14 protein-coding genes and 1 tRNA gene are annotated in these 17,433 nt (G+C 53.3%); 11 read left to right on the top strand and 4 right to left on the bottom strand.

The genetic code is table 11. The annotated features are described in order from the left end of the window. Positions 1-41 precede the first annotated feature (41 nt). The 3 genes from folD (at position 42) to BST81_RS12525 (ending at position 2,419) form a co-directional block, all read left to right on the top strand. On the top strand, positions 42-914 hold the full coding sequence (gene folD, locus BST81_RS12515; RefSeq protein ID WP_075598836.1) for a bifunctional methylenetetrahydrofolate dehydrogenase/methenyltetrahydrofolate cyclohydrolase FolD: 873 nt from the start codon (positions 42-44) through the stop codon (positions 912-914). A 69-nt stretch (positions 915-983) separates the two neighbouring features. Continuing rightward, a complete protein-coding gene (gene crtE / locus BST81_RS12520) occupies positions 984-1,934 on the top strand; it encodes a geranylgeranyl diphosphate synthase CrtE (protein WP_083636829.1) in 951 nt (316 codons plus the stop codon). Positions 1,935-1,963: 29 nt separating this feature from the next. After that, positions 1,964-2,419, top strand: a complete 456-nt coding sequence (locus BST81_RS12525; protein WP_075598837.1) for a divergent PAP2 family protein — start codon at positions 1,964-1,966, stop codon at positions 2,417-2,419. Between the two features lie 379 nt (positions 2,420-2,798). Here BST81_RS12525 and BST81_RS12530 read toward each other — a convergent pair. After that, a tRNA-His gene (locus BST81_RS12530) sits at positions 2,799-2,871 on the bottom strand. 335 nt (positions 2,872-3,206) lie between these two features. Here BST81_RS12530 and BST81_RS12535 point away from each other — a divergent pair. Further along, positions 3,207-4,937, top strand: a complete 1,731-nt coding sequence (locus tag BST81_RS12535; RefSeq protein ID WP_075598838.1) for an EAL domain-containing response regulator — start codon at positions 3,207-3,209, stop codon at positions 4,935-4,937. Further along, a complete protein-coding gene (locus BST81_RS12540; RefSeq protein WP_075598839.1) occupies positions 4,915-7,944 on the top strand; it encodes a PAS domain S-box protein in 3,030 nt (1,009 codons plus the stop codon). Before BST81_RS12535 ends, BST81_RS12540 begins: the two co-directional genes overlap by 23 nt. 27 nt (positions 7,945-7,971) lie before the next feature. Here BST81_RS12540 and BST81_RS12545 read toward each other — a convergent pair whose 3' ends face one another. From BST81_RS12545 to BST81_RS12555, 3 genes are all read right to left on the bottom strand, one after another. Further along, positions 7,972-8,562, bottom strand: a complete 591-nt coding sequence (locus tag BST81_RS12545; protein ID WP_075598840.1) for a GNAT family N-acetyltransferase — start codon at positions 8,560-8,562, stop codon at positions 7,972-7,974. 11 nt (positions 8,563-8,573) lie between these two features. Continuing rightward, positions 8,574-10,598, bottom strand: coding sequence for a VWA domain-containing protein (locus BST81_RS12550; protein WP_075598841.1), 2,025 nt, complete (start codon positions 10,596-10,598; stop codon positions 8,574-8,576). 328 nt (positions 10,599-10,926) lie between these two features. Continuing rightward, positions 10,927-12,057 (bottom strand): tellurite resistance TerB C-terminal domain-containing protein, encoded by a 1,131-nt coding sequence (locus BST81_RS12555; protein WP_171974746.1) that lies wholly within the window; start codon positions 12,055-12,057, stop codon positions 10,927-10,929. A 160-nt stretch (positions 12,058-12,217) separates the two neighbouring features. On the opposite strand from BST81_RS12555, the gene BST81_RS12560 reads away from it, so the two are divergent. The 6 genes from BST81_RS12560 (at position 12,218) to uraH (ending at position 17,431) form a co-directional block, all read left to right on the top strand. Next, positions 12,218-13,099 (top strand): 6-carboxytetrahydropterin synthase, encoded by an 882-nt coding sequence (locus tag BST81_RS12560; RefSeq protein WP_075598843.1) that lies wholly within the window; start codon positions 12,218-12,220, stop codon positions 13,097-13,099. Between the two features lie 4 nt (positions 13,100-13,103). Next, positions 13,104-14,039 carry a serine hydrolase gene (locus BST81_RS12565; RefSeq protein WP_075598844.1) on the top strand — a complete coding sequence of 312 codons (936 nt, stop codon included), beginning with the start codon at positions 13,104-13,106 and terminating at the stop codon, positions 14,037-14,039. 123 nt (positions 14,040-14,162) lie between these two features. Then, a complete protein-coding gene (locus BST81_RS12570) occupies positions 14,163-14,960 on the top strand; it encodes a hypothetical protein (protein WP_143780325.1) in 798 nt (265 codons plus the stop codon). Positions 14,961-15,002: 42 nt separating this feature from the next. Then, on the top strand, positions 15,003-15,704 hold the full coding sequence (locus tag BST81_RS12575; RefSeq protein WP_075598846.1) for a GntR family transcriptional regulator: 702 nt from the start codon (positions 15,003-15,005) through the stop codon (positions 15,702-15,704). Positions 15,705-15,830: 126 nt separating this feature from the next. After that, positions 15,831-16,988 carry an FAD-dependent urate hydroxylase HpxO gene (gene hpxO / locus BST81_RS12580; RefSeq protein ID WP_075598847.1) on the top strand — a complete coding sequence of 386 codons (1,158 nt, stop codon included), beginning with the start codon at positions 15,831-15,833 and terminating at the stop codon, positions 16,986-16,988. 83 nt (positions 16,989-17,071) lie between these two features. Continuing rightward, positions 17,072-17,431, top strand: a complete 360-nt coding sequence (gene uraH, locus BST81_RS12585; RefSeq protein ID WP_075598848.1) for a hydroxyisourate hydrolase — start codon at positions 17,072-17,074, stop codon at positions 17,429-17,431. Positions 17,432-17,433: the final 2 nt, after the last annotated feature.

A 17,433-nucleotide genomic window follows, 5' to 3' on the forward strand; every position in this document is an offset into this window, starting at 1 on the left:
GTCTATCCCCTTCCCGACGGTTGTATTGCTGATAGTTGACCATGAATGCTCAAACAGCTCAAATTCTGGACGGTAAAGCACTGGCCCAGCGCATGCAAACAGAGCTTGCCACGGAAATTCAGAGACTGCAGGCCCAGATAGGTCGGCCTCCAGGGCTGGCCGTGCTGATGGTAGGAAATGACCCCGCCAGTGCGGTTTATGTCCGCAATAAAGAGCGGGCCTGTGAAAAGGTGGGGATCGCATCCCTGGGGCAGCATTTTCCGACCGACACAACCCAGGCGGAACTGGAACAGATGATTCAGACTTTGAATCAGGATCAGCGCGTCGATGGCATTCTGATTCAACTTCCCTTGCCGGGGCATCTGGATGCCGTGGCCCTTTTAACTCAGTTGAATCCCAATAAGGACGCGGATGGGTTACATCCGCTCAATCTGGGGCGTCTGGTCCGGGGAGAAGCCGGACTCCGGAGCTGCACACCCGCTGGGGTGATGCGACTGTTGCAAGAATATGACGTTGAACTGCAGGGAAAGCATGCCGTCGTTGTAGGCCGCAGCATTCTGGTCGGAAAACCCATAGCCCTGATGTTGCTGGAAGCCAACGCCACGGTTACGATCGCCCATTCGAAAACCCCCAATTTAGCTGAAGTGACTCGCCAGGCAGATATTCTGGTAGTGGCAGCAGGTCGGCCTGAGATGATTACGGCAGACATGGTGAAACCGGGTGCTGCTGTGGTAGATGTGGGCATTAACCGAATTACAGATCCATCCGGGGGCTCTCGCCTGGTGGGGGATGTGCAGTTTGATTCAGTGCGGCGGGTGGCAGGCTTTCTCACTCCCGTACCAGGGGGGGTAGGAGCTATGACAGTTACCTTGCTGTTATACAACACGGTTTGGAGCTATTCTCAGCAACGATAGACCGGTAGATGTGTGTTCAGGACAGGATGCCCCGTAGAATATTTAGGAGTGGCGGAGAAGAAACCCGATATGACAAGTACAAGGGATCAAAGAACAGTACTGGCTGACACATCACCGGATGTGGACCAGGGCATTGGATTTGACCTGGCTGCGTACCTGACTGATCGGCGGTTGCTGGTAGAGGCGGCTCTGGAAAGCTCTATTAAGGTGATCCATCCCGAAACAGTTTATGAGGCGATGCGGTATTCCTTGCTGGCTGGGGGAAAGCGTCTGCGTCCGATTCTCTGTCTGGCTACCTGTGAATTGATGGGGGGCACGATCGACATGGCTATGCCCACCGCCTGTGCCCTGGAAATGATTCACACCATGTCTTTGATCCATGACGATCTCCCTGCCATGGACAATGACGATTACCGGCGCGGCAAGTTGACTAACCATAAGGTCTTTGGGGAGGATGTGGCCATTCTGGCTGGTGATGGTTTACTAGCCTATGCTTTTGAATTCGTCGTTACACAAACTCAGGGCGTCCCTGCGGAACAGCTCCTGCAAGTGATTGCCCGCATGGGGCGAGCCGTGGGGGCGGCGGGCCTGGTGGGTGGGCAGGTGGTAGACCTGGCCTGTGAAGGCAAGACCGATGTCTCTCTGGAAATGCTCAACTTCATCCACACCCATAAAACGGCAGCCCTGCTGGAGGCTTCTGTGGTGTCGGGGGCAATCCTGGCTGGGGCATCGGAAACTGATGTGCAGCGGCTCACCCATTATGCCGAGAACATTGGGCTGGCCTTCCAAATTGTGGATGATGTATTGGACATCACGGCAACTCAAGAGGAACTGGGTAAGACTGCTGGCAAGGATTTGCTGGCCAAAAAAGTCACCTATCCCAGTTTCTGGGGTGTGGAAGAATCCCGCCAGCGAGCCCGACAACTGACCGATGCCGCCAAAGCTGAAGTCGCTCCCTATGGGGAGAAAGGCATTCCACTGGCCGCGATCGCTGACTTTATTACAACACGCACCCACTAATTCAAAATTTCCTGACCTGAGCACCATGTATGCATGAGTTTGGCGATATTCTGAATAACCGGATTCTGCTGGTTGCCCTGGCGGCAAGTGTGATCGCCCAGACGATCAAATTTTTGCTAGATCTGGTTCGGAACGGTAAAATCAACTTTCGAATTCTGGTTGGGACAGGAGGCATGCCCAGTGCTCATTCTGCCCTGGTGACGGCCTTGGCCACCGGGGTAGGTCAGACGATCGGTTGGGACAGTGCCGAGTTTGCGATCGCGACCCTATTTGCGGTCATTGTCATGTATGATGCCGCCGGAGTACGGCAGGCAGCGGGGAAACAGGCGCGCATTCTGAATCAGATCATTGATGAGCTGTTTCAGGAGAAGCATGAGCTAAACGAAAGCCGTCTGAAGGAACTGTTGGGGCACACCCCAGTCCAGGTCATCGTTGGCTCAGCTCTCGGTGTTGCTATCTCCTGTCTTGCCGTTAAAGCTTATTAACGCGGTCTTCAAATTAGTTAGGCTTCGCGTTTGTTGGCCTGAAATTCTACAATGCTCTCTAAGCCAAAACTGGCTGCATGGCTCCCTTTTATTCTTAACCCTGAACATCGATTGGTCAATCGCGGGTTACAGGCAATGAAATCGTCCTTGTTAACTGCTGCAGCAGATGCCACAGGTAATGCATCTGCTTTCCCCCGACTCCCCTGTCAACATGGAATGTGGGAGAAAGTAATCTGAGAAGCATGAGTAGTTTATCTTCGGGGCGGCAAACAAACTGTCTGATCAACGTCTGGTGATCAACGTCTGGTGATCAACGTCTGATGATCAATCTCTGATGATCAACGTCTGATGATCAATCTCTGAAACTCTTATCCATCAGGGCGAACGACGGGACTTGAACCCGCGAATGGTGGAACCACAATCCACTGCCTTAACCACTTGGCTACGCTCGCCATCTATTGCGCGAATACTATTTTATCTCAGGTTTGATCAATTGATCGCCTGAACGGATAGTTTTAAGGTCCAGATTTTTCAGATTGTTTTGCTCCGTTAGATGCTGCACAGGGAGAAATTGGAGGGTAGGGAACAATCGGGAGCAGAACCAGAGCAAGTTGGAACAATTCTGTCCTGTGGATGATGGCAAAACCAACTCGATTTGCCAAGCGTGGCGTCCTCTCAGTAAGTTTTGTCCTCGCAAAAAATATCTCGCGTTTCCTCTAGGGCAACATTGCGGATTCCGAATTATCCTTAAGAAGACTTAATGTGCCAATAGGTAAGGTGTGCGTTCATGTGCAAAATCTTAGTCATCGAAGATGATGCCAATATTCGCAGCAACATTGTTGAAATGCTTGAAGATGAGGGCTATAAGGTTCTCGAAGCACAGAATGGTGCTGTGGGCGTGCAGTTAGCACAAGTACATCTACCCGATCTGATTCTTTGTGATGTCATGATGCCAGAGATCGATGGCTACGGCGTGCTGAAAATTCTGCGCCAAACCCCCTCGACGGCCCTAATTCCCTTCGTCTATGTCACGGCCAAAACCGATAAAAGTGATCTGCGTCAGGGCATGAACCTGGGAGCGGATGATTATCTGACCAAACCCTTTACTCGTCTGGAACTGCTGGATGCCATCACAGCCCGTCTGGTGAAACAGGCGACAGCCAGCGAACATTACTCCGATCAAATCCGGCAACTGGAAGAAAAGTTTAATACCCTACTGCACTTCGACAGTACGACTGGTCTGCCGAATCATCTTTCATTCCAGGACCATTTCGACACCACGATCGCTGAGGCAGCCGCTCCCCATAGCCAGTTTGCCGTTCTCTGCCTGAAACTTTACCAGTTTGAGCGCGTCCGGACCACGTTTGAAGAATCCCTGGTTGATCAGATTTTGCAAGCCATTACGGCACAGATCAAAACCTGTGTTACAGAGCAAGATACAATCGTCCGGTTGGTTGGAGATCAGTTTGCCCTATTACTGGCCCGCTCGGCCCAGGATGAAGACGGCACCGAACAGGCACAATCCATTCTGACCAGCCTCACCCAGCCGCTGAAACTAGAGGGGCAGACGTTTTACCTCAATCCCCGGATTGGGATTGCCTGCTATCCCGAGGATGCTTCCAACGCCAGTGCTCTCTTAAAACGGGCAGAATTAGCAGCCTCCTACGCCCAACAGCAAATCAACCAGCCCTGCGAACTTTTCCGAGCTGAGTTGGCCACATCTTCTGCAGATGCGATTTTGCTGGAGCAGCAACTCCGTGAAGCCCTGGAACGATCGGAGTTTCGGCTTTACTACCAGCCCCAGATCGATCTGACCACTCATCACACTATAGGGGCAGAAGCATTGATCCGCTGGGAACATCCTGAAAAAGGCATGGTTTCTCCAGCCCGCTTCATGCCCCTAGCCGAAGAGACCAGCTTAATCCTGCCGATCGGAGAGTGGGTCTTACGGACAGCCTGTGCCCAGATGGTGGACTGGCAACAGGCTAACTACCCCATCAACAGAATTTCCGTCAACTTATCGACTCGGCAATTCAATCAACCCGACTTGGTCCAACGGTTTAGCCAAATTTTGCAAGAGACTGGACTCAGCCCAGAGTTTCTGAAATTAGAAATTACGGAAAGTTGCTTGATCGAGAACCCGCAGGCTGCGATCGCCACTCTCACACGCCTGAAAGAGTTGGGGATTCAGATTGCGATCGATGACTTCGGAACCGGATATTCCTCCCTCAGCTATCTGAAGCAGTTTCCCTTTGACACGTTGAAAGTCGATCAATACTTCGTTCGCGGCATTCATGAAGACCCCAAAAATATAGAAATTGTCAGAGCCATTATCCAGATGGCCCACAACCTTGGCCTGAAAGTGATTGCTGAAGGAGTGGAAACAGAGCTAGAGCTGGTCTGTTTGATGCAATGTCAGTGCAATGAAGTACAGGGCTACTTCTTCAGTCGTCCTCTCCCTGTTGTTGAGTTTGAAAAGCTGCTAAATAATTCCCATGAAAGCCCCACTGCCCGTTAATGAGCGCGAAAGGCTGCGAGTGCTGCAGAGTTATCAAATTCTGGATAGCGCTCCTGAAAAAATCTTTGACCAGATTACCCGGTTGGCCCAAAAAATATCGGGGACTCCGATCGCCCTGATTAGTCTGATCGATGCCAACCGCCAATGGTTCAAATCTAAGATTGGGGTGGATATCTGTGAAACACCCCGGGACCAGGCATTTTGTGCCCACGCGATCTTATATCCCGATATTTTTATCATCCCCAATACGCTGGAGGATCGACGATTTGCCAACCATCCCATGGTGGTGAATGAACCTCACCTCCGGTTCTATGCTGGGGTTCCCCTGGTGACGCCTGAAGGACACGCCCTAGGCACCCTCTGCGTGGTGGACTACAGTCCCAGGGAACTCTCCCCAGAGCAGGTGGAGTCCTTGAAGAACTTGGGCAAGCAGGCCATGTTGGAATTGCAACGACACCGAGATCAATGCTCCGGGATGTCCAGCGTCACGGAGCGACGGTGCCAGCAAAAGAATCATCGGCGATTTCTATGGCAGGTCGCCGGAGGATTTGGGCTGGCCTCCCTGATTTTCATCGGCATTGGATTGGCCTTTAACTGGGGCAGCAGGCAGGTAATTGAAACAGAACAGCGAGTTTCCCAGACTTTTAAGGTGATTGCCAATTTAGAGGATATCCACGCAGACCTGCGGAATGCCCGATCGTCGGTTCAATCCTATGTTATTACCAATCAGCAGGAGTATCTGCAGGCTTACCAAGAGAGCTGGCGCGCCACAGCTCAAAAGCTGATCACGCTTCGCAGCCTGACCAGGGATAGCCCGGAGCAGCAGCAACGGATTCGGGAACTGACCCAATGGATTCAAGCCAAGCAGAACTTTCTCCAGCAGATCATCCATTTGCGACAGCGCCAGGGTTATCAGGCTGCAGCAGAACGCCTCGCCCAGCAAGCTCCCCAGCATTCCGATCCAACTGACACCCTGCTGGGACAGATGAAGACGATTGAAAATACCCTACTCCAGCAACGATCGGCCCGAGTCCGGCAAAGTATTCAAATAGCTAATTTAATTGGCATCCTTGGCCTGGCACTGATTCTGTCGATCGTTGCGGCGATTTACTGGATAATTTATCGCGAAATTCTCAGGGGCAGGCAGGCGGAAGACCAGCTGGAACAGCAGCGAGACTTTACGGATACCATTTTTGATTCGGCCCGAGCCTTGATTGTGGTGACGAATCGACAAGGAGAGATTCTTCGCTTTAATCGGGCCTGTGAGCAAATCACTGGGTACTCCATCAAGGATGTCATTGGGACCGATCTCTCGGACTTGCTGGCCAATCTGCCAGAAGCGGAAACTGTAAAGCAGCTCTATCAAAATCTGCAAGCTACGGATTTTCCCTGTCAGCAGGAGAATCATTTAAAGACCCTGCTGGGAGAAACCCGTCTGATTGTCTGGTCCAGTACGGCCCTGCTGGATGGGCAGGGCCAGGTAGAATACGTGATTCACACTGGCATTGATATCACCGATCAGCGTCAGGCAGAACTGGCCCTCCGAGATCAGCAGGAATGGCTGGCCATCACCCTGTCCAGCATTGGGGATGCGGTCATTGCCACCGATCGTCAGGCCATCATTACCCTGATGAACCCCGTGGCAGAAGCCATGACTGGCTGGACAGTCAGCGAAGCGATCGGACGATCGGTGCATGAAGTCTTCAAACTGGCCCATCATAAAAACCATCAGCCCCTGGTCAGTCCAATTCAACAGACGATGCAAGAGCCTCTGATTCTGGGGCTGTCAGAGGATACGGTCCTGGTCCATCGGCAAGGTCGATACATCCCCATTGATGACAGTTGTGCCCCCATCCGCTCTCCAACTGGCGATGTGGAAGGAGCGGTGATTGTCTTCCGGGATATCAGCGCCCGGAAACAGATGGAGGAAGACCGCGATCGGTTTTTCTCCCTTTCCCTGGATTTGTTTTGCATTGCCGCGTTAGATGGCCAACTAGAACGGGTCAATTCTGCCTGGGAAGTGACCCTGGGTTGGACCAAAGCAGAGCTTTTAACCCGCCCCCCTCAGGATTTCCTGCAGGATCTAGTTCATCCAGAAGACCAGCAGGCTACCTCACTAGCTCTGAAACAATTGATCCAGGAAGAACAGGTTCTGGCTTTTGAAAATCGCCTGCGTTGCAAGGATGGAAGCTATCGCTGGGTATTGTGGAATGCAATTCAATTCAATGACAGAATTTATGCTGCTGCCCACGATATTACAAATCGCAAGCAGCGGGAGGCTGCCATACAAACTGCGCTGCAAAAAGAGAAAGACTTAAATAACCTGAAGTCAAAATTCATTTCCATGGTCTCCCATGAATTCCGCACTCCTCTGACCACCATTCTGTCTTCCACAGAACTACTGGAAACCAGCAGTCAGTTTGTAGAAGATCGAAAACAACGCCATTTTAAACAAATTAAAACCTCTATTCAGCGCATGACCAGCTTGCTGGATGATGTCCTGATACTCAGCCGCACTGAAGCGCATGCCCTTAAATATGACCCCTATCCCTTGAATTTGAACCAGTTTTGCCGAGATCTGGTGGAAGAGATGGAGCAGGGAACTGGCAGGCATCATATCCTTTATTTCACGGAACAGGGAGATGGCTCAGATGCTTGCATGGATAGCAAACTGCTCAACCCCATTTTGACGAATCTGCTCTCCAATGCCTTCAAATATTCTTCGGAGGGCAGTGAGGTTAGATTTGATCTGATCTGTCAGACTGATTGGGCCACGATCAAAATACAGGATCAGGGGATTGGGATCCCGTGGGAAGAACTGCCCATGCTCTACCAACGGTTTCATCGGGCCCATAATGTGGGCAACATTTCGGGGACAGGGCTAGGGCTCTCGATCGTGAAAAGTTGTCTCGATTTGCATCAGGGTTCGATCGAGGTCAGCAGCACCCTGGGTGTGGGGACAACCTTCACGGTGACTTTGCCTTTGCATCGGGGTGCACCAGGCTGAGGGGAGACAAACCCCGAAATTGAAATTTTACCCCTGTTGTACGGGTAATTCGTAATAAAGTAGGCTGTAGGATTCCAGTTTCTCAGTCCGGGTCAGTTGGAATCCCCGCCGTTGGTACAGGTGGCGGGCCACAGCGGCTTCTTCCCCATCCCAGGTGTAGAGCCGCAGATAGGATCTGCCCGTAGATTGGCTTTGGGCGATCGCAAAATCCACCAGTTGACTCCCAATTCTGCGACTCCTGGCTTCGGGGTCCACACAGGTCCAGCCCAACCAACAGGCATCCGGATCGTTGAGATAGGTATATAGCCCCGTGACCCCCAGGACAAGCCCGGTCTCATCAGCCACAACCCAATAGCGGGCCTCTCCCATGCCCAGCAGGCGAAAAATGGATCGGGCCACAAAATTGCGTCTTAGACTCAGCCAGAGGACAAAACCAGGTTGCTCCCACCAGAAGCCAGGGCGGTCAAAAACTCGTTTTGTGAGGTCGATCGCCGATCCAAGAGTGGCTGGAGAGAGGGGATAAATAGCTAACATGATGGTGGATACCCGGTAGGTTGGGGAATGGGGCTGACGACTGCCGGGATAACCTTGCTGTCTGTGGCCAACCCCATTATCCACCAGAAGCCTTGTTACCGTCGGGCCAGCAGACTGCGAGACTGTTCCACCAGACGAATAAAGGCATCTCGATAACCTTCCCGATCGTCCCCTTTGGCCTGCTTCGCCAGATTCAGGGCCAGATCCAGACTGGCACTACCCTTGTACTCCGAGTTACGCAGGACCATGCCGAAGGTCGCCACTGCTGCGGCAAACTTCAGGTTAGCCGAGGGTTGCCGCGATCGGACATCTGAATCCTGGATCGCCTGGGTAATCAGTTGACTGGTACTTTCATCAGGCAACTTATAGCGCAGTTTCACTTGCATCAGCTCCGGGCTGTTGGGGTCTGCGGTCACAGCATCCGGTTTTTGATAGCGTAAGGGATCAACTTCCGGGATCTTGACATCGCTTTCTATCCCAGCCGGAATAATCTCATACAGAGCCGTGACCGAGTGGCCCGATCCAATATCCCCGGCATCTTTCTTGTCATTGTTGAAGTCCTGGTTCTGCAACAGACGGTTTTCATACCCAATCAAGCGATAGCCCTGAACTTTGGCTGGATTGAATTCCACCTGAATTTTGACATCCTTAGCGATCGTGAACAGGGTGCCCCGAATATCATTCACCAGCACCTTCTTCCCTTCCAACAGGGTATCAATGTAGGCGTAATTGCCATTCCCCTGATCCGCCAGTTGCTCCATTTTGGAGTCCTTATAGTTGCCTGTGCCAAAGCCCAGCACGGTCAGGAAAATGCCCTGATCCCGTTTCTGCTCGATCAGGCGGGTCAACTCTGCGTCGCTGGAAACTCCAATATTAAAATCCCCATCGGTGGCCAGAATCACCCGGTTATTGCCATTTTTCAGGAAGTTTTCCTGAGCAGTTTTGTAAGCCAGTTCGATGCCCTGAGCCCCAGCAGTGGGTCCCCCTGCTTCCAGCCGATCGATCGCCGCCCGAATTTTGTCTTTCTGGTTCCCGGGGGTAGGCGGAAGCACCAGGCCCACATTTCCGGCATAGACCACTAGACTGACCCGATCCTGAGGCCGCAGTTCATTCACCAGCAACTTGAGGGATTGTTTGACCAGGGGGAGCTTGTTGGGTTCATCCATGGACCCTGAGACATCGATCAGAAAGACCAGATTGCTGGCAGGCAGGGTGGTGTAATCCGCACGCTTGCCCTGGAGCCCAATCAACACCAGTTTGTGCTTGCTATTCCAGGGAGCGGCTCCCACTTCTGTGGTGATGGAAAAGGGCCGATCGGCCTCTGGCTGAGGATAGGTATATGAAAAGTAGTTGATCAGTTCTTCAATCCGCACGGCATCTTTGGGGGGCAGCGTTCCCTGGGTAATGAACCGGCGCACATTGCTGTAGGAAGCTGTATCCACGTCAATGGAAAAGGTGGAGAGGGGATCGGCAGCGACGCGGCGAAAGGCATTCTCCTCAATGCGATTGTAGCTTTCGGTATTGAAGCCATTCTCTGAAGCAGGCGGGGGAGCGATCGTGCCGCCGGTAGATTCGTTACTGCTGAGCCGACCCAGAGCAGGCTTACCGGCCGGAATGGACGGTTGATTGACCGAGGTCGATCGGGAACGATCCAGATCGACTTTAGTTTCCTGCTCTTCCAGGGCATCCACCTGATCCCTGAAGGCAGCTAATTCTGCTGCAAAGGACTGTTGTAGCCGTTGTAATAGTTGCTGTTCTGCCAGAGGGAGGACAGGGAGAACTCCAGTTGCCAGTTGGGTTTTGATCTGGGTCTGACAGGACTGAAGCATCGTGGCGAACTCAGGCCGGGTAATGGGGCGCGTGGGGAAGCCCTGAACCGATACTGGACAGCCATACTTCTCGACCAGGGTTTGGAGGGCGCGGTAGTCCGGATGGGTCGTGGGAAGGGAAGGGGCTGGGAGCATTCGAGCCAGCCGGGAGGGAACCAGATTGGCTGAACCCGCAACGCCCGTCAATGGCCGTAGTAGGGTGACTCCGATCGGCAACAGAAGCAGCATCAGGGCGAGACGCACAGACAGGGACCGGAACAGACTGCTTCTAAGGGGATTAAAGTTGGACATGGCTGCTAAATCCTCACACAAAGGAATTTCTTTGTGCCCAGCATAGTCCTGGGGAGGCTGTCGATCGGACGCTGTTGCAGTTTCGGTAACTCAGGGGACTGCGATGTCAGAGATATAAACGTGACAAAGGCAAATCGAGAGCTTGAAGATTGACGGAATCCACGTTTTTAGCACAATTATCAAGGGTGATAGCTACCAGTTGACCTTGATCATCTAATCCAGAATAAGGTCATCCGTAATTGCATCGGTAGAAATAACAGACCTGACCGCCTGACAAGGGTTTGAGGTACTTAGGTCAAGGGTTAGCGGAACCCCACAAGCCCATCCACTAAGGGTATGCCGTGATCACCTGCCTGACGGCTGCCAGATGTTCCTCAGCAATCTTAGGGGGTGTGGCTCCGGCTCCCGGCTCGATAATGACATCGCCGATCGCATCGATCGCCCGCTCGTTGATGGTATCGATCAATAGTTCCGGCATGGTCAGGTGTTCCTCGGCCACCTGCTTCAAAACTGACTGGGGCTGTTCCTGCCGGACAATAGCCTTTAAAACCCGGTATTCATGGCTGGGCAGTTGCTGCATAAACGACACCCACTCTTCCGACAGGTTGGGACTGCTCCGCTCTGGCCCGATCACCACGGGCCGGGAGGACTGGACCAGGGGACGAAGGACAACTTCTGCCGGGGAACGGGGTTGGGATCGGCCTTGCTCCAGTTGCTCCTTCTGGGCCTGCAACTTAACCACTTCCTGTTCCAGTTGGGTTTTCTGCCTGCGGCGCTGCAGAATTTGTCCCTCCAACTGAGTCAACTCGCTGTGGAGTGAGGCGACTTGAGACTGGAGTTGTCTGGCTGCTGCATGGAGAGAAGGGGGCGCTGCTTCAGGCAGGGATTTACGGCTGTCTGCGGGAGGATGGAGGGCAGGCTGTTTCAACTCCCTGGCCTGCTTTTCCAACTGCTGAACCTGCCTTTGCAGGATCTGGGCTTGTTCTTCCAGTTGCCGTTTTTGCTGATCCAGGCTAGCCAGTTTCCAACCTAGCTTTTCGTTGAGTTCCCACTTCTCCAGCACTTCTGCCTGAATATGTTGCAGATGAGTCTGGAGGGAGCTCAGGGTGACTGAGGCCTGTTGTTTCTCGCTGATCATGGTCCGCAGCGATTGATGGAGGCGTACCCCTTGCTGCTGCAAAATCTGGATCTGGTTCTTGGCGGCTGCTAGGGTGGCCCGCACCCGATAGGTCCGGTGCTTTTCTGTGATAAAAGCCCCACAGAGGGCAGCGGGGATAGTAATTAACCCCACGATCGCAGCTTTTTCCCAGCGTTGCTCCATCAGCAAACTCAGACAGAAGCCTACGACAAAGGCAATGGTTGCCAACAAGAGAGACGCCTGCAGATTGCTGCCCGAGGGCGATCGGGGGCGACTTACAAACGATCGGGCGGGCGGAAGGAGCAATTGTTGCTTAACCATAGATACTGTTATACAGCGCATCCACTGGAACAGGAGAACTAATCTGCAAATTTGCCGGGATAGCTTTCCACTATTTCGAACAGATAGGGTAATCTCCGGGCGATTCGGTTTATCCTGAAAGAAGAAGAAAGTTTATTTAACTTAATATTGCCCCTTGCCCATGAACTGCATTATCGATCGTCGAGCTCAATTCTCAGCCAGCCACCGCTACTGGTTACCTGAGTTGAGTGAAGCTGAGAATCAGGCTCGGTTTGGCCCCTGTGTTCGGGCTCCCGGCCACGGTCACAACTATATCCTTTATGTGTCTATGGCAGGGGAACTGGATCAATATGGCATGGTGCTCAACCTGTCGGATGTGAAGCAGGTGATCCGACGGGAAGTGACCAGCCAACTGGACTTTTCCTACCTGAACGAGGTCTGGCCTGAATTTCAACAGACCTTACCCACGACTGAATATTTAGCGCGGGTAATCTGGCAACGTCTGGTGCCCTATCTCCCCCTCGTCCGCATTCAACTGTTTGAACATCCTGAACTCTGGGCTGAATACCAAGGAAACGGCATGGAAGCATATCTGACCATCAGTACTCACTTTAGTGCCGCCCATCGGCTGGCCCGTCCGGACCTGAGCTACGAAGAGAACTGCGAGATCTATGGCAAGTGTGCCCGTCCCAATGGCCACGGCCATAACTACCACCTGGAAGTCACGATCCGGGGTGAGATTGATCCTCGGACGGGGATGATTGCTGACCTGGGGGCTTTTCAGGCGATCGTCGATCGGCAGGTGGTGGACCCCTTTGACCACACCTTCTTGAACAAGGACATCCCTTACTTTGAAACAGTGGTGCCTACGGCTGAAAATATTGCGGTTCACATTCGGGACTTACTCCAGCAGCCCATTCGTGAGATCGGGGCCTTCCTACACAAAGTCAAATTGATCGAAAGCCCGAATAACTCCTGCGAGGTTTATGCCCTGGATGAGGCCGCTTTGATCCCAGACGCGATCGCGCAGGCAAAAGTTCTGGTTGGCTCAAAACTGAACTGAAATTATGGCTTTCTTTCGGAAGGACTCCCAATTAGAAACCCTGGGCGAACAGGCTCTGGAAGCTACCTGGACTAAGTTTCCTGGTCTGGCCCGCAACCAGATTGCCGTCACCTGGATCCTGTATGACCCACCGGTTCCCGTTAATACGGGTGGGGCCATTCGGCCCGAAACTTTCTGGCAACTGGACATTCGGGGCTTCAGCTACCGGGGCGTGGAGCGGATTTATCCGGCCAGTGTGGTGAAGCTGTTTTACCTGGTTGCGGTTTACGAATGGTTGAATCAGGGCATGATTCAACCCTCGGCAGAACTGGAACGGGCCACCCGCGATATGATTGTCGATTCTGGTAATGATGCCACCGGTTTGGTCGTGGATATCTTGACCGGCACCACGGGCGGTCCGGAGTTGCCGCCAGGGCCTTTTGAAACCTGGAAACACCAGCGTAATCTGGTCAACCGCTATTTCCAATCCTTGCAATGGCCAGAATTACAGGGTATCAACGTGAACCAGAAAACCTGGAGCGAAGGCCCCTATGGCCGGGAACGGGCAGCCCTGGGAGCATTGATGGATAACCGGAATATGCTCACTACGGATGCAACGGCCCGACTGCTTCATAGCATCATAGGTGGGGTGGCGGTTTCGATCGAAGCTTCAGCCGCCATGATGGCCCTGATGAAACGATCGCTGGACCCCACTGACCTGGCTGCCGATCCGGAGAATCAGGTGACGGGCTTTTTGGGGGATGGGCTAACCCTGGATGCCCGTCTCTGGTCTAAGGCGGGTCTGACTAGTAAAGTGCGCCATGACGCCGCTTATATTGAACTGCCCGATCGCCAGCCCTACTTGCTGGTGGTTTTTACCGAGGGGGAAGACCACAGCAAAAATGAGGCGATTTTGCCCTACGTTTCCCAGCAATTCATCACGGCTGTCTCTTCTCTATGAACCCCTGGACATAAATCATGGCAATGACAAAATTTTGAGCTAGGCTCTAGGCAATTCAAAATTCAAACCCTGATCTAATCCTGTTGAATTTTGAATTTTGAATTCCGAGGAGTGTTTATGTCCATGGTTCTGAAATCTGCATCACTCAGTTTAGCCGTTGTTCTGCTCACGGGAACGATCGTATCTGCCCAGCCAGACAAGGACGCCGCCACGATCGCACCTGGCAGCTATGCTTACCGGCTTCTGGAACCTGCTCAATCCCCAGCCCCCCTGGCGAACGAGTTGATCAGCAGCCAACCCAAGTATGCTTCCTATGTTTACATCAGCCAGATGGGGAATCTCATACCCCCACCGGGAATGCCCCCAGGGGGAAGGGTGCAGGCTCCAGCGATCGGAGGTCCCACTATCTACGAAACAGAATTTTTGCCCCCGCCCCCGCCTGTTGCACCCCAGCGGATAGCTCAAGGGGCTTCCCAGTCAGTGCCTCAGAGCAGCCCCCGATATGTGCTCTTGCGACCTAACCCCAGCTATCTAGGAATTGCTGGAAACGTTGGTCTTACTGGAGATAGTAGCGACATTGGGCGGCCCAGTTTTGCCGTGTTTACCAAACTCCCCCTGGCCAATTTCATCTCCCTGCGGCCTGCAGTCTTTGTCAATCGGGATGCGGCGATCCTGGTCCCCCTGACCTTGGACTTTCCCTCCCAGGTGGAAGCCTTTGGCTTTACCCCCTCTCCTTTCTTTGGTGGAGGTATCGCCGTCACCACAGGGCCTGAGAGTCGTGCCGGAGCCTTGATTACCACGGGTGTAGATTTCCCGGTAACCAGAGAACTAACTGCCACTACAGGGCTCAACCTGGGCTTCCTGAGGAATACGGATGTGGGGCTGTATTTCGGACTGGGCTATACCTTTGGCGGGTTTTAGTCCCAGACTGTATACTGTATGCGATAGTTCCAGGAGACTCCCTTGCCTTTACCGGTACGATCGCTCCAGCGAGTTGAATCCCTGCAAAAGCAGGCCTATCAGACCCTGCGCACTGCCATCCTGACCGGAGAACTGGCCCCAGGACAACGGTTGGTCGAAGCCCAACTGGCTGAAATGCTTCAGGTCAGTCGCACCCCAATTCGGGAGGCGATCGGTCTGCTTCAGCATGAGAATCTGGCGGCGGTTGACCCAACGGGAGTTCTGAGGGTCACCACGATTTCTGCCATTGATGCCAGCCATCTTTATGATTGTCGCCTCGCATTAGAGCAACTGGCAGTTATAGAAGCCTGTCGTCAGGTGACCCCAGCCCAACTACAACAGTTGCAGCAACTGGTTCTGGAGGCTGAAACCCGGCCTAAAGGCGAGGCTACCCCCCTGTCAGACGTTGAACTCCTGGATCTGGACTATCAGTTTCATCACCTGATAGCCCAGAGTTCCGGCAATCCCTGGCTGGTTTCCCTGCTGGATCAAGTCTTTGACAAAATGATGTTGCTGCGCAGCCAAACTCTGAAAAGTAATCCTGCAGTGCTGGAAATTCGGCTGGAGCACCGGCGGATCTACGAAATGCTGGCCCAGCGCGATGGGGATGGTGCAGCCCAGAGCATTCGGGAGCATCTCACAGCCAGTAAGGAACGGGTAATTCGGGAGGTGGCACAGTTGCAGAGTAGTGATGAGCGGCTGTGATCGGAGCCATCCTGGCCCCGTGGTTTGTATCCTTTGCAGCAACATTCTTTGCATAGAATGGGATAGGCTACCGAACACAGGCTATTGTATACAGCCTTACAGCCATTCCTTGCTAGGAGAGCCTACGTGTACGACCTGAAAGTGGTCATAATTGGAGCCGGTATTGGTGGATTGACAGCCGGTATTGCCCTGCGACAGGCCGGTTACACGGTGGAAATCTACGATAAGGTCAGGGAGTTACGTCCAGCAGGAGCTGGGATTTCCCTCTGGTCGAATGGGGTGAAAGTTCTGAATCGCCTCGGTCTCGGCAAGCAGATTGCGGCGATCGGGGGCCTGATGGACCGAATGGAGTACCGCGCTTCGACGGGGGAACTCCTAAATGACATCAGCCTGAAACCCTTGGTAGAAGCGGTTGGGCAACGTCCTTACCCAGTAGCACGGGCTGACTTGCAAAATATGTTGCTGTCAGCCTATCCGGGTGATGTTAAACTGAATACCCGCTGCATTGGGGTGGAGGAGGACGAGCAGGGGGTTACAGCTATTTTTGAAGACGGGCAGCGGGCCAGAGGTGACCTGTTGATCGCTGCCGATGGCATTCACTCCCTCCTCCGAGCCCATGTACTGGGAAAAACCATAGCCCCGCAATACGGGGGCTATGTCAACTGGAACGGCCTGGTTCCGACCAGCGAGTCCCTGGCCCCGGAGCAGACCTGGATGATTTATGTGGGTGAGCACAAGCGGGCTTCGATGATGCCTGTGGCTGGTGATCGATTCTACTTTTTCTTTGATGTTCCCCTGGTCAAAGGATCTCCAGCTCAGCCAGACCCACAAGCTGAGCTGAAGCAGCACTTCCAGGGCTGGGCACCGCCCATACAGGCCCTGATCGATCGGCTGGACCCGCATAAAATCAATCGCCTGGAAATCCATGATGTTGGTCCCCTTGATCGAATGGTGCGGGGTCGGGTGGCTTTACTGGGAGATGCGGTTCATGCCACCTGTCCAGACCTGGGCCAGGGGGGATGTCAGGCCATGGAAGATGGTCTGGTGCTGACAGAATCCCTGTTGACGACGAACCTGGGCGTAGCCTATGCCCTGCAGCACTATGAAGCAGAAAGGCTGGAGCGAACCAGAGCCGTTGTAGAAAAGGCCCGCAGGCGAGCCGAAATGATCCATGGCCAAGACCCGGAGGCGACCCAGAAATGGTATCAGCAACTGGCTGCTGAAGATCCTCTGGAGGTCACAAGGGCTATTTCCAAGGTGATTCTAGCCGGACCACTCCACTAAAGTCTTGAGTATGATGGCCGTTTAATGGTAGCCATGGTATTGGAGTATGCAGTCGGTTCATTTTGTTGTAATTTCTGAAGGCTATGGCTGGCAAGTTGACAACCCATGTCCTGGATACCGCGCGGGGTTGCCCTGCAGCCCAGATGACGATCGCCCTCTGGCGTCTTGACCCGGAGTCAGGCAGCCGCATGCTGGTAAAAACCATTTGTACCAACGCAGATGGTCGAACGGATGCACCTCTGCTGGCTGAGGCAGAACTGACCCTCGGAATTTACGAACTGGTCTTCGCTGTCGGAGACTATTTTTCCCGGTTGGAATCCTTGCCAACTCCACCTTTTCTGGATCAGGTGCCCCTGCGGTTTGGGGTTGCTGATCCGATGGCTCATTACCACGTTCCCCTCCTGGTTTCTCCCTGGTCTTACAGCACCTATCGGGGTAGCTAGCG

It is taken from the genome of Leptolyngbya sp. 'hensonii' (genome assembly GCF_001939115.1).
Classification (GTDB): domain Bacteria; phylum Cyanobacteriota; class Cyanobacteriia.